The 17,946-nt window shown below is 43.3% G+C and carries 12 protein-coding genes and 2 pseudogenes; 7 read left to right on the top strand and 7 right to left on the bottom strand.

All coding sequences use genetic code 11. The annotated features are described in order from the left end of the window. Positions 1-162 precede the first annotated feature (162 nt). A complete protein-coding gene (locus IM496_RS16595) occupies positions 163-1,410 on the bottom strand; it encodes a vanadium-dependent haloperoxidase (protein WP_287662614.1) in 1,248 nt (415 codons plus the stop codon). A 321-nt stretch (positions 1,411-1,731) separates the two neighbouring features. Between IM496_RS16595 and IM496_RS16590 the strand changes: the two genes are divergently transcribed. From IM496_RS16590 to IM496_RS16570, 5 genes are all read left to right on the top strand, one after another. After that, a complete protein-coding gene (locus IM496_RS16590; protein ID WP_002736230.1) occupies positions 1,732-2,001 on the top strand; it encodes a YciI family protein in 270 nt (89 codons plus the stop codon). Positions 2,002-2,174: 173 nt separating this feature from the next. After that, positions 2,175-5,705, top strand: a complete 3,531-nt coding sequence (smc, locus tag IM496_RS16585; protein ID WP_287662613.1) for a chromosome segregation protein SMC — start codon at positions 2,175-2,177, stop codon at positions 5,703-5,705. A gap of 383 nt (positions 5,706-6,088) precedes the next feature. Next, a complete protein-coding gene (locus IM496_RS16580; RefSeq protein ID WP_194018328.1) occupies positions 6,089-7,669 on the top strand; it encodes a photosystem II high light acclimation radical SAM protein in 1,581 nt (526 codons plus the stop codon). Positions 7,670-7,711: 42 nt separating this feature from the next. After that, positions 7,712-9,247 carry a WD40 repeat domain-containing protein gene (locus tag IM496_RS16575; RefSeq protein ID WP_287662611.1) on the top strand — a complete coding sequence of 512 codons (1,536 nt, stop codon included), beginning with the start codon at positions 7,712-7,714 and terminating at the stop codon, positions 9,245-9,247. Between the two features lie 180 nt (positions 9,248-9,427). Next, positions 9,428-11,308 carry a DNA-directed RNA polymerase subunit gamma gene (locus tag IM496_RS16570; RefSeq protein WP_104397720.1) on the top strand — a complete coding sequence of 627 codons (1,881 nt, stop codon included), beginning with the start codon at positions 9,428-9,430 and terminating at the stop codon, positions 11,306-11,308. Positions 11,309-11,348: 40 nt separating this feature from the next. Here the strand turns inward: IM496_RS16570 and IM496_RS16565 are convergent, their stop codons facing one another. The 4 genes from IM496_RS16565 to ileS form a co-directional block, all read right to left on the bottom strand. Further along, positions 11,349-11,765, bottom strand: coding sequence for a RidA family protein (locus IM496_RS16565; RefSeq protein ID WP_002762767.1), 417 nt, complete (start codon positions 11,763-11,765; stop codon positions 11,349-11,351). Positions 11,766-11,890: 125 nt separating this feature from the next. Beyond that, a complete protein-coding gene (locus IM496_RS16560) occupies positions 11,891-12,391 on the bottom strand; it encodes a HEPN domain-containing protein (protein WP_287662610.1) in 501 nt (166 codons plus the stop codon). Then, complete coding sequence (locus tag IM496_RS16555) at positions 12,381-13,490, bottom strand: DUF262 domain-containing protein (RefSeq protein WP_287662608.1); 1,110 nt, start codon at positions 13,488-13,490, stop codon at positions 12,381-12,383. The genes IM496_RS16560 and IM496_RS16555 overlap by 11 nt, the downstream gene beginning before the upstream one ends. 84 nt (positions 13,491-13,574) lie before the next feature. After that, complete coding sequence (ileS, locus tag IM496_RS16550; protein ID WP_008202857.1) at positions 13,575-16,433, bottom strand: isoleucine--tRNA ligase; 2,859 nt, start codon at positions 16,431-16,433, stop codon at positions 13,575-13,577. A gap of 209 nt (positions 16,434-16,642) precedes the next feature. Between ileS and IM496_RS16545 the strand changes: the two genes are divergently transcribed. Further along, a complete protein-coding gene (locus tag IM496_RS16545) occupies positions 16,643-17,215 on the top strand; it encodes a Uma2 family endonuclease (protein ID WP_287662607.1) in 573 nt (190 codons plus the stop codon). Between the two features lie 82 nt (positions 17,216-17,297). On the opposite strand, the pseudogene IM496_RS16540 reads toward IM496_RS16545, so the two are convergent. Both IM496_RS16540 and IM496_RS16535 read right to left on the bottom strand, forming a co-directional pair. After that, positions 17,298-17,528 (bottom strand): annotated as a pseudogene (locus tag IM496_RS16540) (transposase); the annotation flags it as partial. Between the two features lie 14 nt (positions 17,529-17,542). Further along, positions 17,543-17,689, bottom strand: coding sequence for a transposase (locus tag IM496_RS16535; protein ID WP_409866297.1), 147 nt, complete (start codon positions 17,687-17,689; stop codon positions 17,543-17,545). Here IM496_RS16535 and IM496_RS16530 point away from each other — a divergent pair. Continuing rightward, positions 17,679-17,946: pseudogene (locus IM496_RS16530) on the top strand (ISAs1 family transposase); the annotation flags it as partial. The gene IM496_RS16535 and the pseudogene IM496_RS16530 overlap by 11 nt on opposite strands.

Below are 17,946 nucleotides of genomic sequence, written 5' to 3'. Positions count from 1 at the left end.
GTGTAGGGTTTTACCGATTTTGAGGTAGTCAGTTACCTAATTTTCAGGGAAAAAGTACCTGAATTCTACCCCCGATCCCTCCAATGGTCGGCACTTTTTGAGGGAAAAAAAGTCTAAAAGCCTTATCCAACAAGGTTTTTAGATTTATTCAGCAAGCCCTACCTAAACTTTCTGTAAAACTTTGGCATAGACAAAATCAGCCAACTGTGTACCCGACCAGAAACCGTGGTCACCGTCCCATTGAAAGTGAACTCCCAGATAAACACGGCTGCGACCATTTTCCAAAGCCGCCGAACTAAAACTATTATAGGTGCGTTTAATCCCCTCGGCGTTAGGATCGTCCGTGTCGGCGGTAAAAGTGACGTTATCAGTACCAAAGAAATTACGCATAATCCCAGCGTGGGCCGCCCCAAAAGTGGCATGACCAGAAACATAGGCAGGGAAAGCGGGACTAAAACGCTGACCAGCGGTATTAATTGATAGGGGTTGCCAATTGGGATCAGCTTCGGTTAAAAGATTACCATCTTGATCGGCCAGACGGATCGCTGTTTCCGGTCGCCAGAGATTAATCGGCAGCCGGTACTTAGCATCCCACGCCACAATAGCGGCATCACCCATGACTAAACCCACTAGGGCAAATAAACGCGCTGTTTCCAGTAGAGATAAATTTCTTTGTTGGGCAACAATTTGGGTAATGCGGAACAGATGACCAGGGGGTTTATAGGTTCCATCCACATCATTCGCCCAGAAAAAGGCAATTCTAGTCTGTGCAGCAGTACGCGCAGGGGAATTGGCCGCCCCTAACAGTTTGACTTCGTTAAACTGGGCCGCATATTCAGGACTACGGAGAAGGTCGATTTTATTAGCATAGTTACCCGGAAAGGGCGGCCGAAATTGACTCCCAGAAGTCATGACAAAGGGAGTCACGTCCGGCCATTGGGGGGCAACCGCATCCCCGGATCCTGTCGGTCGCCAATCCCCCGGCTGATTACCCGGTTTATACAGGGGAGGTTGGTCAGAACCGTCATTCTGACGCAGGGTGAGAATGGAATCGGCCACGGCCTGCCCAAAGGTTTTACCTTTGGTATCGGCATCGGACATCTTAACCACGTTTAATCTTTGCAGGGATGTATCCAAAGCAGTATTAAAAGTCATGGTCAGATTGACATAAATCCGGCTAAGAATACGATGGGCCGCATAAACCGCCGCTATTTCAGGAGAAGTACCGGGATCAGGCTTTAACTTTAAATTGCTAGGATAGGGACTGTATAAATTCCCCGAAAGGGCATTAATGGCGTTAAACATCGCCACCTGTAACATCGCCCCCGCCCGGGCAATCGGTGTCGGACCGCCACCAATTTTCCGAATAGTTTCTAAAAAAACGTCATTCCACTCGATAATTACGTTCATATCGTTACCTCCTTTAATATCGCAACTTTGACTTAACAGCCCCAGTCTATTGAATAATTTCAATAGTAACCATAGAAGTTTAGGCTATTAACAAGAAGTTAAGTGACGTAAATCCCACTTTAAAGCACTGGCAATTTGTCAACTACTTTTTACAAAAATTAACTATTGCAGTTATTACTTATCAGATTTGACTGTTCAGTTCACTGATGACTGTTGACTGATAACCGAAAAACCTACCACTTGCCACTTTTCCATAGCGATTTAGTCTGATTGACGATTCGATCGTAAAATAGCAACAGATCAAGAGAGTACAGGTCAAATATGCCGAAATTTGTTGTCTGGGGTAGTTATTGTGAAAATGTGCTGGAAAAACGCGCACCCTATCGTCAAGCGCATCTAGAGGGATTAAATCAACAGAAAGAACGGGGAATTCTCGTTACTATCGGACCAACGGCAGATTTAAGCCAAGTTTTCGCAATTTATCAGGCAGCCAGCGAGTCAGAAGTGCGAGAATTAATCGAAGCGGATCCCTACTGGCAAAATGGCATCTGGACAGAGTACCAAGTCAAGGAATGGATTCAAGCCATCTAAGGGGGCTATCAGCTATATTTTTCTATAAGGGTGTTGTCATAAAATTTTCCAACTACGCAACTAATCAAACTCATCTCCGGTCAAGTCTGAGGATATTGTCAAGGATAAACCGGAGTTATCCCTTATCGATTCCAGCTGACAGCTGATAGCTTGCCTACTTTTTGCTTATTGCCATGGTTTACATCAAAAAGGTCGAACTCTCACACTTCAAATCCTTCGGGGGAACGACTCCTATACCCTTTTTACCGGGGTTTACGGTGGTTTCTGGTCCAAATGGTTCGGGAAAGTCGAATATCCTTGACGCATTGCTATTTTGCTTGGGATTAGCTACTTCCAAGGGAATGCGGGCCGAAAGATTACCGGATTTAGTCAATCACAGCTATAACAGTCAACGTCATAGCTCAGAAGCGAGTGTTTCGGTGACTTTTGATATTGCCGATATTCCTGACGCAACCGATAGGGATTGGACGGTTTCCCGACGCTTAAAAGTGGCTAAGGGTGGCAGCTATACTTCTACCTACTATATCAATGGGGAAACCTGTACGGTTAGCGAACTTCACGACCAATTAAACCGTTTACGCATCTATCCCGAAGGGTACAACGTGGTGTTACAGGGGGACGTAACCCGAATTATCAGCATGAATGCCAAGGAAAGACGAGAAATTATCGACGAATTGGCAGGAGTAGCCGAATTTGACCGCAAAATTGAGAAAACTAAGGAGAATATCGATTCGGTTAAAGAAAGGGAAGAACGCTGCCAAATTATTGCCACAGAATTGCAAAAATCTCTGGAGAAATTAGCACTCGATCGCATTAAAGCCGAAAAATACCAAAAACTCAAGGCCCAAGTCCAAGAAAAACAACAATGGGAAATTGTCCTCCATTGGCAAAATCTCCAGCAGCGCTGCCAGCAAGTAAAAGAACAAATTCAAGCTGGGGAAAGGGAAAAACAGGTTTTAACGGAGACTATCGCCAATTTATCCAAACAAATCGCCCAAAATAGTCAAGAATTAGAGAAACTCAATCAACAGGTTAAAGCTTTTGGGGAAGATGAACACCTGTCCCTAACTTCCCGATTAGCGAGTCAACAGGCCAAACGACAACAACAGCAACAACGACAAAAAGAGTTAGAAAACCTCGAAAAAGAATCTCAGGCACAGAAAACCAGACTTTTAGAGGAAATTAATCGCTATAATCGCGAATTAAACCAGATTACTGCCCAAAAAAGCCGTTTAGAAACTGAAATTTTACCCAATCTCCTACTGACAACCCAAACCGCAAGGGAAACCCTAGAAACCCATCGTCTGCAAGCAAGTAGTCTCGCAGAAGCGTCAGAAGCTTGGGTAAAAGAACAAAGTGACCTTTCCCGCAATATTACCCGTCTTCAGGAACAATTAAACCCCTACCGTAGCCAACGGGCCCAATTGACCGAAAGATGCGATCGATTGCAAACTAATATAGTAGAAGCTGGTCAACGTCTGCAAGAATTAGAGCAAGTTATTGGCACAAAAACAGAAGAAAGTCAAGAAATATTACAAAAAATTAATCAATCGGAACCAGATATCCAAAATTTAGCCCAAAAACTCACCATTGCTGAACAAAATCGCGTTATCAGTCAGGACACCCAAAAACGTCTGCTAAAAGAACAACGGGACAAACAGAGGGAATTAGATAAACTGGAAGCGACTAAGCAAGCGCAACAGGAGGCCCAGGGAACCTATGCTACTCAAATATTATTACAGTCAGATTTGCCCGGAATCTGCGGATTAGTGGCACAATTGGGCGAAGTAGAGGAACGTTATCAAATTGCTCTTGAAATCGCCGCCGGAGGTCGTTTAGGTCATGTAGTCGTCCAAGATGATAGCGTTGCGGCTGCCGGAATTGCCTTGCTAAAACAGCGTCGCATCGGTAGGGCCACTTTTTTACCCCTGAATAAAATTCGTCCTCCCCGTCCCCAAGATATTTCCTCTCTGCGTCATGCGCGGGGTTATCTGGATTTAGCGGTGAATTTGGTTAAGTTTCAACCCCAGTATCGGGAGGTTTTTAACTATATTTTTGGCAGTACCGTGGTTTTCGAGGATATAGATTCTGCCCGTTATTATATCAATCAATATCGCATCGTTACTTTGGATGGCGAGTTATTAGAGATGACTGGTGCTATGACCGGAGGCAGCCAACCGACGCGATCGGGGCTGCGTTTTGGTAAAATTTCTCCTAAGGAGTCTAGTGAAGTGGAATCTCTACGGGAAAGATTAGCAGAAATCGATCGCATTCTTACCCGCAACGAAGAAAAAATCACCCAAGTTAATCATCTTATCAGTCAGTTAACCCAACAGTTAACCGAAACCCGTCAAAGTCATCGGGAAAATCAATTATCTCTACAACAATTAAGCAAGGATTTAGAACGTTTAACCACAGAAAAAGAGGATTTAACCCGTCAATTATCGGGCCAGCAAGAGGAAATTACTATTTCTCGTCAACGTTTAGAAATATTAACCGGAGAAATTCCTGAGTTAGAGTTATCTTTACAGCAAGAACAGGAAAAATTAACTGCTTTAGAGGCCAATCATACCCATAGCGAATGGCAACAGGTACAGGGAATAATTCGCGCTCAAGAATTAGAGTTACAAACCCAAGAAAATCACCTCGCTACAGTCCGCGAACAGTTAAAAGACCTACAAAATCAACAGATCAGACTAGAGGAAAAAAGTCAAGAGTCTGCGGATAGAATTACCGAGATTGAGAAAATAATCACCGATGCAGTTAATCAGAGAAATATCGGTAATCTGGAGATAGAAAAACTTGATCACCATATTTTAGAAATCAATCAAGGTTTACAGCAATTATCCCGACAAATAGGGGAAACCAAGCAAAAAAGAGACCAATTAGAGACAGTTTTGCGACAACAACAAAACCAACAACAACAGGCTATCTGGCAATCAGAAAAGTTGGTCAACAATCAAGAGGAAAGACAAGCATTACTAACCACTTTACAGACAGAAATTAGTCAACTAGAAAGCGACTTACCCAATCCCTTGCCCGAAATTCCTGAAAGCGAGCGAGATTTCGAGAAAATTCAAAGCGATATTCGGCAGTTACAAAAGAAATTGGCAGCTTTAGAACCTGTGAATATGTTAGCTTTAGAAGAATACCAAAAAACTAAAGAGAGATTAGATGAACTATCAGAAAAACTGCAAACTCTAGAAGGAGAAAGAACCGAACTACTTTTGCGGATAGAAAACTTTACCACCCTCAGATTTAATGCTTTTCAGGAAGCATTTACTGCCGTTAACGAAAACTTTAAGACCATATTTGCCACCCTGTCTGATGGCGATGGTTACTTGCAACTAGAAGACGAAAATGATCCCTTTAATGGTGGCTTAAATCTGGTGGCACATCCCAAAGGAAAACCCGTACAGCGATTAAGTTCCATGTCTGGAGGTGAGAAATCTTTAACCGCTTTAAGCTTTATTTTTTCCCTACAAAGATATCGTCCTTCTCCCTTTTATGCCTTTGATGAAGTGGATATGTTTTTAGATGGGGCAAATGTGGAGAAATTGGCCAAAATGATTCAAAAACAAGCACAACAAGCGCAGTTTATTGTCGTTAGTTTGCGTCGTCCCATGATTGAAGCATCGGAAAGAACCATCGGTGTCACCCAAGCGCGGGGAACCCATACACAGGTACTAGGAATTAAAGTTTAACCTTAGACGCAAGTAGGGTGTAGGGTGTGGGGTGTGGGGTGTGGGGTGTGGGGTGTAGGGTGTGGGGTGTAGGGTGTAGGGTGTGGGGTGTGGGGTGTGGGGTGTGGGGTGTAGGGTGTGGGGTGTAGGGTGTGGGGTGTAGGGTGTGGGGTGTGGGGTGTAGGGTGTAGGGTGTAGGGTGTGGGGTGTAGGGTGTAGGGTGTGGGGAAGTGGGGAAGTGGGGAAGTGGGAAGCTTTTGAGTAAACAGTAAACAGTAAACAGTGAACTGAAAACTCACATCTGATAACTGATAACTGATAACTGATAACTGCCAGACAAGCCGGACAAAGTTAAGTTATATTAAGATTACTCAGAATGCGTCCTCGTCCCATTCAGAAATCTCATGACTCAACCGCAAGCACAACGCATCCTCTACGTTAGACTCCCCTGTAACCCCATTTTCCCCATCGGTGTGGTTTACCTTTCCGACCACGTTCATAAACTATTCCCCGACATCGAACAAAGGATTTTTGACCTTGGTGCAGTCCCACCCTTAGACTTTAACCAAGCACTCGATCGCTGTGTTGACGAATTTCGGCCCACCCTGCTAGTATTCTCCTGGCGAGATATCCAAATATATGCCCCCGTCGGTGGTCGCGGTGGTAATCCCCTGCAAAACGCCTTTGAATTTTACTACGCTAAAAACCCCCTAATCAAGCTGCGAGGTGCTTTAGGAGGTTTGAAGGTGACAAGCGCCTACTACGGCGAATTATGGCGCAATCAGGGACTAATTCGCCGAGGGTTGCAGCGGGCCAGAAAATACCATCCCGAAGCGCGAGTTATCGTCGGGGGTGGTGCCGTCAGTGTTTTCTACGAACAACTAAAAACCAAACTGCCCACAGGAACAATTGTATCAGTAGGAGAAGGGGAAACCCTGCTAGAAAAATTCCTCTCCGGCCGGGACTTTAGCGATGAACGTTGTTATGTCGTCGGAGAAACCACACCCCGGCCGCGTTTAATCCACGAATCCCCCACCCCCTTAGAAAAATCCGCTTGTAACTACGATTATATCGCCAGTATTTGGCCGGAATTTTCCTACTATTTCCAAGAAAACGACTTTTATATCGGGGTACAAACCAAGCGCGGCTGTCCCCATAACTGCTGCTACTGCATCTATACCGTTGTCGAAGGGAAACAAGTACGCATTAATCCCGCCGATGAAGTAGTTAAGGAAATACGTCAATTATACGACCGCGGCATTCGCAATTTCTGGTTTACCGATGCCCAATTTATCCCCGCCAGAAAATTTATCAACGATGTAGAAGAACTATTAGAAAAAATCCTCGCTGCTGGGATGAAAGATATCCATTGGGCTGCCTATATTCGCGCCGATAATCTCACACCGAAACTGTGCGATTTAATGGTAAAAACAGGAATGAATTACTTTGAAATTGGCATCACCAGTGGTTCTCAGGAATTAGTACGCAAGATGCGTATGGGCTATAATTTACGGACAGTTCTGCAAAATTGTCGAGACTTAAAAGCGGCAGGTTTTAATGATCTGGTTTCGGTAAATTATTCTTTTAATGTTATTGATGAAACCCTAGAAACCATTCGTCAAACCATCGCCTATCATCGGGAATTAGAAAATATTTTTGGAGTCGATAAAGTGGAACCAGCCATCTTTTTTATCGGGCTACAACCCCACACCCATCTAGAAGAATACGCCTTCAAAAAAGAAATTATTAAACCCGACTACGATCCCATGAGTTTAATGCCCTGGACAGCCAAAAAACTGCTCTGGAATCCCGAACCTTTGGGGTCATTCTTTGGCGAAGTTTGTCTGCAAGCATGGCGACAAAATCCCGATGATTTTGGACGGGAAGTGCTGAAAATTTTGGAAGCAAGACTAGGGAAGGCCGATTTAGAATCCGCTTTAACCGCACCGATAGAAACTAAGGAAAAAGTCTTAATTCCTGCTTAAAAATTAATTTTAGTCAATCCCAAGGCGGCAATTAGCGTTACCATGAGTCTGAAATCAGGAGATGATCAAAATCCCTTTACCGGTAACTGCAAAATGACCGACCATCGCCTCCATGGGCTAGAATTAGCGGAATATATCGCCCTAGGATTAACCCTGCTTACCCTTATCGCCATGGGTGCGGGGTTTTTGCCTTTGTTCCTCCTAGTCGTGACTTTCGGGTTGAATATTCTCAATCGTCTCCGAGAAAGAACCAGGCAACTTCAACGCTTAACCGAGATAACCGGTCATTTACAGGAGCAGTGGGAAGAAGAAAAAGAAGCTTTATCGGCCCAAATACAGTCCCTCACTCCCTCGGTGGCCAGCGATAACGCCCGTGCGGTCGCAACGCGCTCGCTACGCGAGATCGCAGAATTAGAGGAGAATATTCTCACCCTCGAACAGTCCTACAATCAAATTATTCAATATATCAACCGTAACGGGCTGCTGGAACGCATCGAACATCTGGAAAAATCCTACAGTCGCTTACAAAGAGAGATTTTGCCGATTAACGAAGAATCGGCGGATATTAACGCCATAAAAGCGGAAAATGAGCCACAAATCACCCTACCCGCCCTTAATTTAACTCCCACTTCCCCCCCCGTCCCTATCCCCCATTGGCACTATTATCGCCGTCTGAGCGCCCATCGGGAAATGATTACAGCGATCGCAATTACCGAGGATCAACGGTTTTTAATTAGCGTTAGTTGGGATCGTACCCTAAAAATCTGGGATTTTGCGAGAGGAACCCTGATTAATACGGTGGAAGCTCATGATCAGGGCATTTTAGCCCTAGCAGTGACCGGAAACGGCGATTATCATCTAGCGACGGGAGGATTCGATCAAACCGTTAAATTATGGACTTTAGCCAGGGATGCCAGTAATCTGGAATTAAATCAAATTTTCCTCGGTCATCTCGGTTCGATTCACGGCCTAGATTTTGCCCCCCGTTGGCATTTTTTGGTTAGCGGTAGTTACGATCAAACCCTAAAACAGTGGAATTTAGAGCAGGAAAACGAAGAATTTAGCTCCTATGACAGTCTAGGGGCAATTTATGCCCTAGCAGTGGCTCCTAATCAAGATTTTATCGCCGCAGCTGGGGGTGATGGCACTGTCACCCTCTGGCAATTGGGATCGGGAGCAAAAATCGCCGTCCTATCCGGTAACGTTTCTTCGGTGCAGAGTCTGGCGATCGCTGCCGATAGTCAGATTATTGCCGCCGGTTGTGTGGATGGGACGGTGAAAATCTGGCAATACAACCCGGAGAAAAGCGGTCATTTTGCGCCAATTCGGGTGATTAATGCCCATAATGGTCAGGTGACAAGCTTGGTATTCGCAGAGCAGGGTCAGTGGTTATTTACCGGGGGAACCGACGGAGAAATTAAAATCTGGTTAGCCAATTCTCAACAGGCGATCGCAACTCTCAGCGCCACCAATGAGCGATCATCGCCGATCTCCAGTTTAGTTCTCAGCCCCGACTATTGTCACCTAGCAGCGGCTGCGGCCGACGGCAGCATCACCATCTGGGAAAATATCACTTAATGGTCGATCGAACTAGAAAAATTGTATAATGTAATGTCCCGGACTCGATCGGGCCAGTTTGACCCCAAGAAAAAGTGACTGAGTTAACCGTCGTTTCTGCCTAATAGTTGTCATCGGGGCATCGAGAACGCGCGAGCGATCGCTTATCCCAGAATCATTACCCATAGTAAAAAATTCAGAATGAAGACTCCAACAGATCAAAGATTTGATTACGTCAAAATCGGTTTAGCGTCCCCCGAAAGAATTCGGCAATGGGGAGAAAGAAACCTGCCTAACGGTCAAGTCGTCGGAGAAGTAACCAAACCAGAAACGATCAACTATCGGACTCTCAAACCGGAAATGGATGGGTTATTCTGCGAGAAAATTTTTGGCCCCTCGAAGGATTGGGAATGTTGGTGCGGTAAATACAAACGCGTCCGTCACCGGGGAATTGTCTGTGAACGTTGCGGGGTGGAAGTCACCGAGTCGCGGGTACGTCGTCATCGCATGGGTTTTATCAAATTAGCTGCCCCCGTCACCCACGTTTGGTATCTCAAAGGTATTCCCAGTTATCTCAGTATCCTGCTCGATATGCCCCTGCGGGACGTGGAGCAGATCGTCTATTTTAATGCCTATGTGGTTCTCGATCCGGGCAATGCCGGCAATCTTAGTTATAAACAACTCCTCAGCGAAGATCAATGGTTAGAGATCGAAGAAGAAATCTACGCGGAGGACTCGGAATTAGTCGGTATTGAAGTGGGTATCGGGGCCGAGGCTATCCAAAGACTATTACAGGAAATTAACCTGGAAGAAGAAGCGGAAAGACTGCGGACAGAAATTGTCGAAAGTAAAGGGCAAAAACGGGCAAAATTAATTAAACGTCTCCGGGTAATCGATAACTTTATCGCCACGGGTTCTCAGGCAGAATGGATGGTTTTAAGCGTAATTCCCGTGATTCCTCCCGATTTACGCCCGATGGTGCAGTTGGACGGCGGCCGTTTTGCCACCTCTGACCTGAACGATCTCTACCGTCGGGTGATTAACCGCAATAACCGTTTATCCCGTCTGCAAGAAATTCTCGCTCCCGAAATTATCGTCCGCAATGAAAAACGGATGTTACAGGAGGCCGTCGATGCTTTAATTGATAACGGTCGTCGCGGTCGCACGGTGGTGGGGGCCAATAATCGCGCCCTGAAGTCTTTATCGGATATTATCGAGGGTAAACAGGGGCGTTTCCGTCAAAATCTCCTCGGTAAACGGGTTGACTATTCGGGACGTTCGGTTATCGTTGTCGGTCCGAAGTTGAAGATCTATCAATGCGGTTTACCCCGGGAAATGGCGATCGAATTGTTCCAACCCTTCGTTATCCATCGTTTAATTAAATTAGGCATCGTCAATAATATCAAGGCAGCCAAGAAAATGATCCAACGGGGGGATGCCAATGTTTGGCACGTCTTGGATGAAGTGATCACGGGACACCCGGTGATGTTAAACCGCGCTCCTACCCTGCACCGTTTGGGCATTCAAGCGTTTGAACCGATACTGGTGGAGGGCCGGGCGATTCAGTTACATCCCCTCGTCTGTCCCGCTTTTAACGCTGACTTTGACGGGGACCAAATGGCCGTACATATTCCCCTCTCCCTGGAAGCACAATCGGAAGCGCGCTTATTGATGTTAGCTTGTCATAATATTCTCTCACCGGCGACCGGTCGCCCGATTGTTGCCCCTTCTCAGGATATGGTTTTGGGTTGTTATTATCTCACGGCCGAAAATCCCAAGGCCCAAAAGGGTGGGGGTCGTTATTTCGCCAGCATGGATGACGCTATTCGCTCTTTCGATCAGGGATTGGTGGATCTACACGCTTCTGTGTGGTTGCGTTTACCGGTCGGAGAAAAGGTGAAAACCAATAAACCCGATGAGGAAGTCCTAGAAACGGAAACTCTCCCCGATGGCAGCATCTGGAAATATTATCGGGAGCGCAAAACCCGCGAGAAGGATGGTGAGATAATTTCTCAGTATGTGCGTACTACTGTAGGGCGAATTATCTACAATAAGACGATTCTAGAAGCTTTGGTGGTCTAGAGAGAGATTCCCTTAGGGTGGGCAATGCCCACCTTGATTTTTAGGCTAAAGCGGCAATACATTCTATTTCCACTAGCACATCTTTGGGAAGACGGGCCACCTCCACACAGGCCCGGGCCGGGGCAGTTTCCGGGGGGAAATAACGGGCATAAACTTGATTCATCGCCCCGAAATTGGCTAAATCCGACAGAAAGACGGTAGTTTTCACCACATTTGACCAATTAGCCCCAGCAGCGGTTAAAATGCCCTCTAGATTGGCCATAACTTGTTCGGTTTGGGCGCTAATTTCCCCGGAGACGATTTCACCCGTGACGGGATCCAGGGGAATTTGTCCCGCAACAAAGAGAAAAGGACCAGGAGCGGCGATCGCTTGATTATAGGGACCCACAGGGGCCGGAGCTTTATCAGTACGAATGACCTGATTATTCATGGGCAGGATAGTTAAAAAAGATGACATTGAATCAATTGAATATTTTCCCAGTTTTTCGATCGCTTGCAGTTAATTTTCGCCGGTTAGGGGATTTAATTTTGACTGATTGTCTTTGTCGAAGGTGCGCTAAAAGCGATTGTACGAGAAATAAGTCAACACTTATGACGCTGCAATTCTGCATCTAACTCTGTTAACAAAGCATATATTCTATCAAAATCATGTTGAGTTTTAGAAGGAGCGTCATAGGTTCTCAAAGTACCTTTAGTATGAGTATGAGCCGCTCGATTGCGACTTTTCTTTAGATTAACAAGATCACCTTTTAAAGCACTAATTTTACCGGTTTTTTCTAACTTTTTTTCGATTTTTTCTAATGTTGCTAAACCAATAACTATCATCAACATTTTTCTAAAAGCTTCATATTCAAAACTATGAGTACCACTAATAGTCTTATCGATGAATTTTTTGTTAGCTTCGGACTTTAAGCATCGTTTAGCACATCTTAAAACTATATCATCCATAGTTTCCTCGATCCAGCCACATAATTCTATAAGAGCTAGTTTAGAATAAAAAATTTTTTTATCATCAGTTGTAGAGTCATTATAGAGTTTATCAAGCCTGTTTAGCGTCTTGAATAAATAACTTTTAGTAATCATTACCAGTAGATGAAAAAATTTTGATAGATGTATTAATTCTCTCTAAAGCCTTATCTTTTCGATACATACCACTAGCTAAATTTTTAGTCAAAAATGGTTCAGATTTTATTAATCTAGAATACTTGTCTTGTAATTCACCATTGGAGAGATTGACTAAAGTATCTAAATTCTTGGCAACTCCTAAAAGAATTCCCTCAGCAATAACTTTACTGGTTTTGAGAGGTTCCTCTTTGAAGATTTTATCATAAATCAAGTCAACGGTTTGCTTAAATAATTCATCTTTATCTTGAATAAAATCTGCGTGAGCAAATCTATGTTTATACATATAATCATTTAAAAATCTGGTCAATTTCCCCTTGTAGTTCTGGTATTCATCATAAAAAGCAAAGAAACGAAGCACTAATTCTTCATCTCCAAATCGAGATGCTTTTTGCTGCTCTCGATCCATCAGCAAAAGCCAGTTTTCATATTGAGCGCATTTTTTTAAAAAACTATTAAACTCGCCATTATAGATACAATTTCTGATCTCCTGATTATTGAGTTTTACTCCACCGGTATTTAAGCGATGGAAAATGGTAAAAATATAATTATTATGAGCTTTTTTGCTGGAGTCATAGCGAATCACCGTGATGGGAATAGTCATATTTTCTACGCGTTCATATAATTCTTCATGCTGAGTTTTTATTTCCTCAACTGTTCTTCCAGAAATAGACGAATCTACATCGGGTAATTTTGATAGCTTCCAATCTTCAGTAGTTAAAAATTTGACGATGGTATTAATTCGTTGTAATCCATCGATGATATAGCGTTTATCTGTCTTATAGTCAAGACTAATACACATACTAGGAATCGGTAACTGTTTCATTAAACTATCAATAAAACGAGTTTGTTGTGGATCAGTCCACACCACATCTCTTTGAAAATCTGGATCGATAACCAATTGTTTTTTTTGATACATTCTAACTAGATCAGAGCAGGATCGCTGCTCATTGTAAGCAATAATATCTACAGGAGGAAAATCCACATCATCTTCTTCCTCTAGATACTTTTCTTCTTCGGCTGCTAGTAATTTCTCTTCTTGACTGAGATAATTAACCATAATTTTTATCCCTCCTAATATCTATAAAATTTTCACAGTTAAAAGGGTACTTTATTAGACAATAAAGCACCCTTTTAATTTAGCTTAGAACTCTCCTTTTAAAGCGGCATTACAGCGCTCGCAAATAGTGGGATCATCGGCAAATTTTCCCACTTGAGTGGAATAATTCCAACAGCGATCGCATTTTTCGCCGTCTGCTTTGACAATTCCCACCGAAACAAAGTCCGATTCTCCTTTATATTCTGCGGTTTGAATCGCGCTAATATCACTGACTAATTCCACTTGAGAAGAGAGAAATAGATAACGCAATTCATCGACTTTATTCCCCGTTAAACTATCACAATTGTTGAATAATTCTAACTCCTGTTGTAAGGTTTCATCGGGAACATAAAGTAAAACTTTTGCCTCTAAAGAAGCACCGATCGCCTTATCATTTCTGGCAGTTTCCATCACCTTATTAACTTCGGTGCGTAGCTGCCGGAATTTCGCCCATTTATCGGCCAATTCGCGATTATTCCAAGCAGGATCGATGTTTAGCCATCCTGACTCAAATACTGATAAATAAGGAGTTTTGTAGGGGAGAAATTGCCAGATATCTTCCGCTAGATGAGACAGGACAGGAGCGATCGCTTTAGCGAGATTTTCTAAAGCAATAGCATAAACTGTTTGACAACTGCGACGACGGAAAGAATTAGGATCAGAAATGTATAAACGATCCTTAGCGATGTCGATATAAAAGTTAGATAAATCGACAACACAAAAATTCTGTACCGTCTGGAAAAAGCGGAAGAATTGGAAACTTTCAAAAGCTGCCGTTACTTCCGTAAACACTTCCGAGATACGATGTAACATATAGCGATCGATCTCCGGTAGATCTTCATAAGCTACCGCATCTTTAACGGGATCAAAATCATTTAAACTCCCCAGTAAAAACCTGGCAGTATTACGGATTTTATTACGGATATCTACCAACTGTTTAAGAATATTTTGACCGATATTCACATCATTGGTATAGTCCACCGAGGACACCCATAACCGAATCACATCTACCCCATAAGCGGGTTCTTTTTTCTGGTCTTTACCACCATTAATGATCACATTGGGATCGATGACATTACCCAGAGATTTACTCATTTTTCGTCCCTGCTCATCCAAAACAAAACCGTGAGTTAACACCGTTTTATAGGGAGCAATACCATTAGCAGCGACACTGGTTAATAAACTCGATTGAAACCATCCCCGATGCTGATCCGATCCTTCTAGATACATATCCGCAGGATAACTTAATTCTGGTCGAGCATTAGCCACCGCATTCCAACTAGAACCAGAATCAAACCACACATCCATAGTATCCATTCCCTTGCGATAACTGCGACCATTATCGCGATAACTGGGAGGTAACAATTCCTCTACGGATAACTCCCACCAAGCATTAGAACCCTTGACTGCGAAGATAGCTTGAACGTGATTAATCGTCTCCTCGGTTAACAGAGGTTCATTTGTTTCTTCGTCATAAAAAACAGGAATAGGAACCCCCCAACTGCGCTGACGAGAGATACACCAATCGCTTCTTTCACTAACCATAGAAGTGATGCGATTCTTCCCTGTTGCAGGAATCCAACGCACCGAATCAATTGCTTCTAAAGCTAATTCCCGGAATCCTTCCACAGAAGCAAACCATTGTTCCGTTGCGCGGAAAATTGTCGGTTTTTTGGTTCTCCAATCGTAGGGATATTTATGCTGATATGCTTCTTCTTTGAGTAAGGCCCCTTTTTCTGTCAGTGCTAAAATGATTGCTTCATTAGCATCTTTCAAGACATTTAAACCCGCAAATTGTCCCGCTTCTGCGGTAAAATTTCCCTTATCATCCACGGGGGAAAGTATCGGTAAACCGTAACGTTGGCCGACGATATAATCCTCCTGACCATGGCCAGGTGCAGTATGAACTAATCCGGTGCCGGAATCGGTGGTGACATAATCCCCACCAATGAGAATCGCACTTTCTCTGTCAAACAAAGGATGACGATATTTAGTATGTTCTAATTCCAGACCTTTAACCGTTGCTTTAATCGTCAAAGTCCTGTTAAAAGTGTCGGCCAATTTTTCGACTAAATCCGTCGCTACAATTAGATAATTAGACTCGCTGGTTTCCACCACTGAATAGTTTAATTCTGGGTTTAATGCGACGGCCAAATTCCCGGGTAAAGTCCAAGGGGTAGTCGTCCAGATAGCCACGGATAAATTAGGCAAAAATGGCGTTAAAACCGGGGTTGAAACTGATGTGATCGGGAAAGCAACATAGACACTGCGGGAAGTGTGACCTTCGGGATATTCTAATTCTGCCTCAGCTAAAGCGGTTTGAGAACTAGGACTCCAGTGAACCGGTTTTAGTCCCCGATAAATATAACCTTTTAGGGCCATTTTTCCGAATACGGCAATTTGAGCGGCCTCGTATTCCGGTTGTAGGGTTAAATAGGGATTTTCCCAGTCTCCCCAGACTCCATACCTTTTGAAACCTTCACACTGTTCTTTTTGCGTTTGAAGGGCAAAATCATGGGCTTTCTGACGTAATTTCAAAGGGGTTAGACCCTCTTTTTCCGAGCTTTTGAGACTTTGTAAAACCTTTAGTTCGATCGGCAACCCGTGACAATCCCAACCCGGCACATAGCGCACTTTGTAACCTTGCAGCAGTTTATATTTATTGATAATGTCTTTGAGAATTTTATTTAAAGCATGACCGATATGCAGGGATCCGTTAGCGTAGGGAGGACCATCGTGGAGAATAAATAATTCTTTGGGGTTATTTTGCGCTAATTTCTCGTATATTTGCTCATCTTGCCAGAATTTCTGGATTTCTGGCTCACGTTTGCTGGCATTTGCTCGCATATCAAAGTCAGTTTGAGGCAAATTAACGGTATCTTTGTAACTTTTAGCGTTGGACATTCTGGCAAACCTATGGATATCAATCGTTTTCGGGATTCATTCCTAAATAACGTCCCTTTAAGGGTCGTTATCTCTATTCTGTCACATAACTGTAATACAAATATTACAAGTGACAATCATTGATCTATAAGTCTAGCGAGATTGAGTCCAAGAGCGATGATTCCCAAAGGCTATAATTTAGTTATTCGAGAATAGGGAGCATGAGGACCATGGTGACGAATCCTAATTTTTTTTATGTCTCTCCAGAAGTGTATCTAGAAGGGGAAAGAGTCAGTCCGATCAAGCATGAGTACCGAAAAGGACGGATTTATGCGATGGTAGGGGCAAAAAAGCCGCATATTGTCTTAAATACAAATCTAGCTACTTTATTGAGTATCCATCTCGATGATAGTCCCTGTCTTGTTCTCACTTCCGATATCAAAGTCCGGTTAGAGGAGGCAAATTGTTATTATTATCCCGATATTGCGGTGGTTTGTGACGAGAGAGAGATTAACAATACCGATGATTTTATTCTTTATCCCGTTCTGATTATTGAAGTATTATCGAAATCGACGGAATCCTTTGATAGGGGTGATAAATTTAGGGATTATCAAACCTGTCCTACCTTAAAAGAATATATTCTTATTCATCAAAATCAGATGAAAATTGAATGTCACCGTCGCGAGGATTCGGGAGTTTGGCAAGAACAGATCTATGAAGCGGGAGATGAGGTAGAATTTACCAGTGTAGGATTTCGGGGATCGACCGTTTCTATCTATCGCAAAGTCCCCGGTTTGGTATGATTACAATTCTTTCTTGACATCGCACTTTTATGTGTCTAGGGATAGGGGTATATCTGTCTCCCTTTGCCTAAAAACGGCCAATTCAAATCTGAATTGCATTACTGTCTGATATACCTTCATAGAATACCTCATTCGGGGTACGATAGTCAAGACATTTTCGAGGACGATTGTTAATTAAGTTTACGGCTCTTTCTACCTGCTCTGGCTTAACAATTTTCCACTTCGTTCCCTTGAGAAAGAATTGTCTTAACAGTCCATTAGTAGGCTCGTTTAATCCCCTCTCCCAAGAATGATAAGGAGTAGCAAAATAAAAAGATTCATCCGAGTTTAGTATGCTAAATTCATAGATTTGTTACAAGATAGAAGAACCCAGATTTCAAAATTTTCAAAATTACGAAACCCGTATCCACATCGCTTTATTACCTTGAGCTTATTGTTGAGACCTTCAACACAACCATTACTAAAAAGTCTCAGAGGTTCTTCCGACCGTAATCAAGGAATTAAAGCCTTGCATTTAGTGACGGCTTGGGCGGGGGAGCAGAAATTAGTTTTAGGACAAGTCAAGGTGGAAGATAAATCCAATGAGATTCCCGCTATTCCCGCTTTACTAGAACTGTTAGACCTTCAAGGGGCAATTATCACCCTAGATGCTATGGGAACTCAAACGGCGATTATTAATCATATTCAAGCCAAAAAAGCTGACTACGTTGTCGCCCTTAAAGCTAATCATC

It is taken from the genome of Microcystis sp. M049S2, assembly GCF_020245625.1.
In the GTDB taxonomy this organism is placed as follows: Bacteria; Cyanobacteriota; Cyanobacteriia; order Cyanobacteriales; family Microcystaceae; genus Microcystis; species Microcystis ichthyoblabe_A.
The sequence above is the reverse complement of the archived record's forward strand: the minus strand, read 5'-3'. Positions and strand labels throughout refer to the sequence as shown.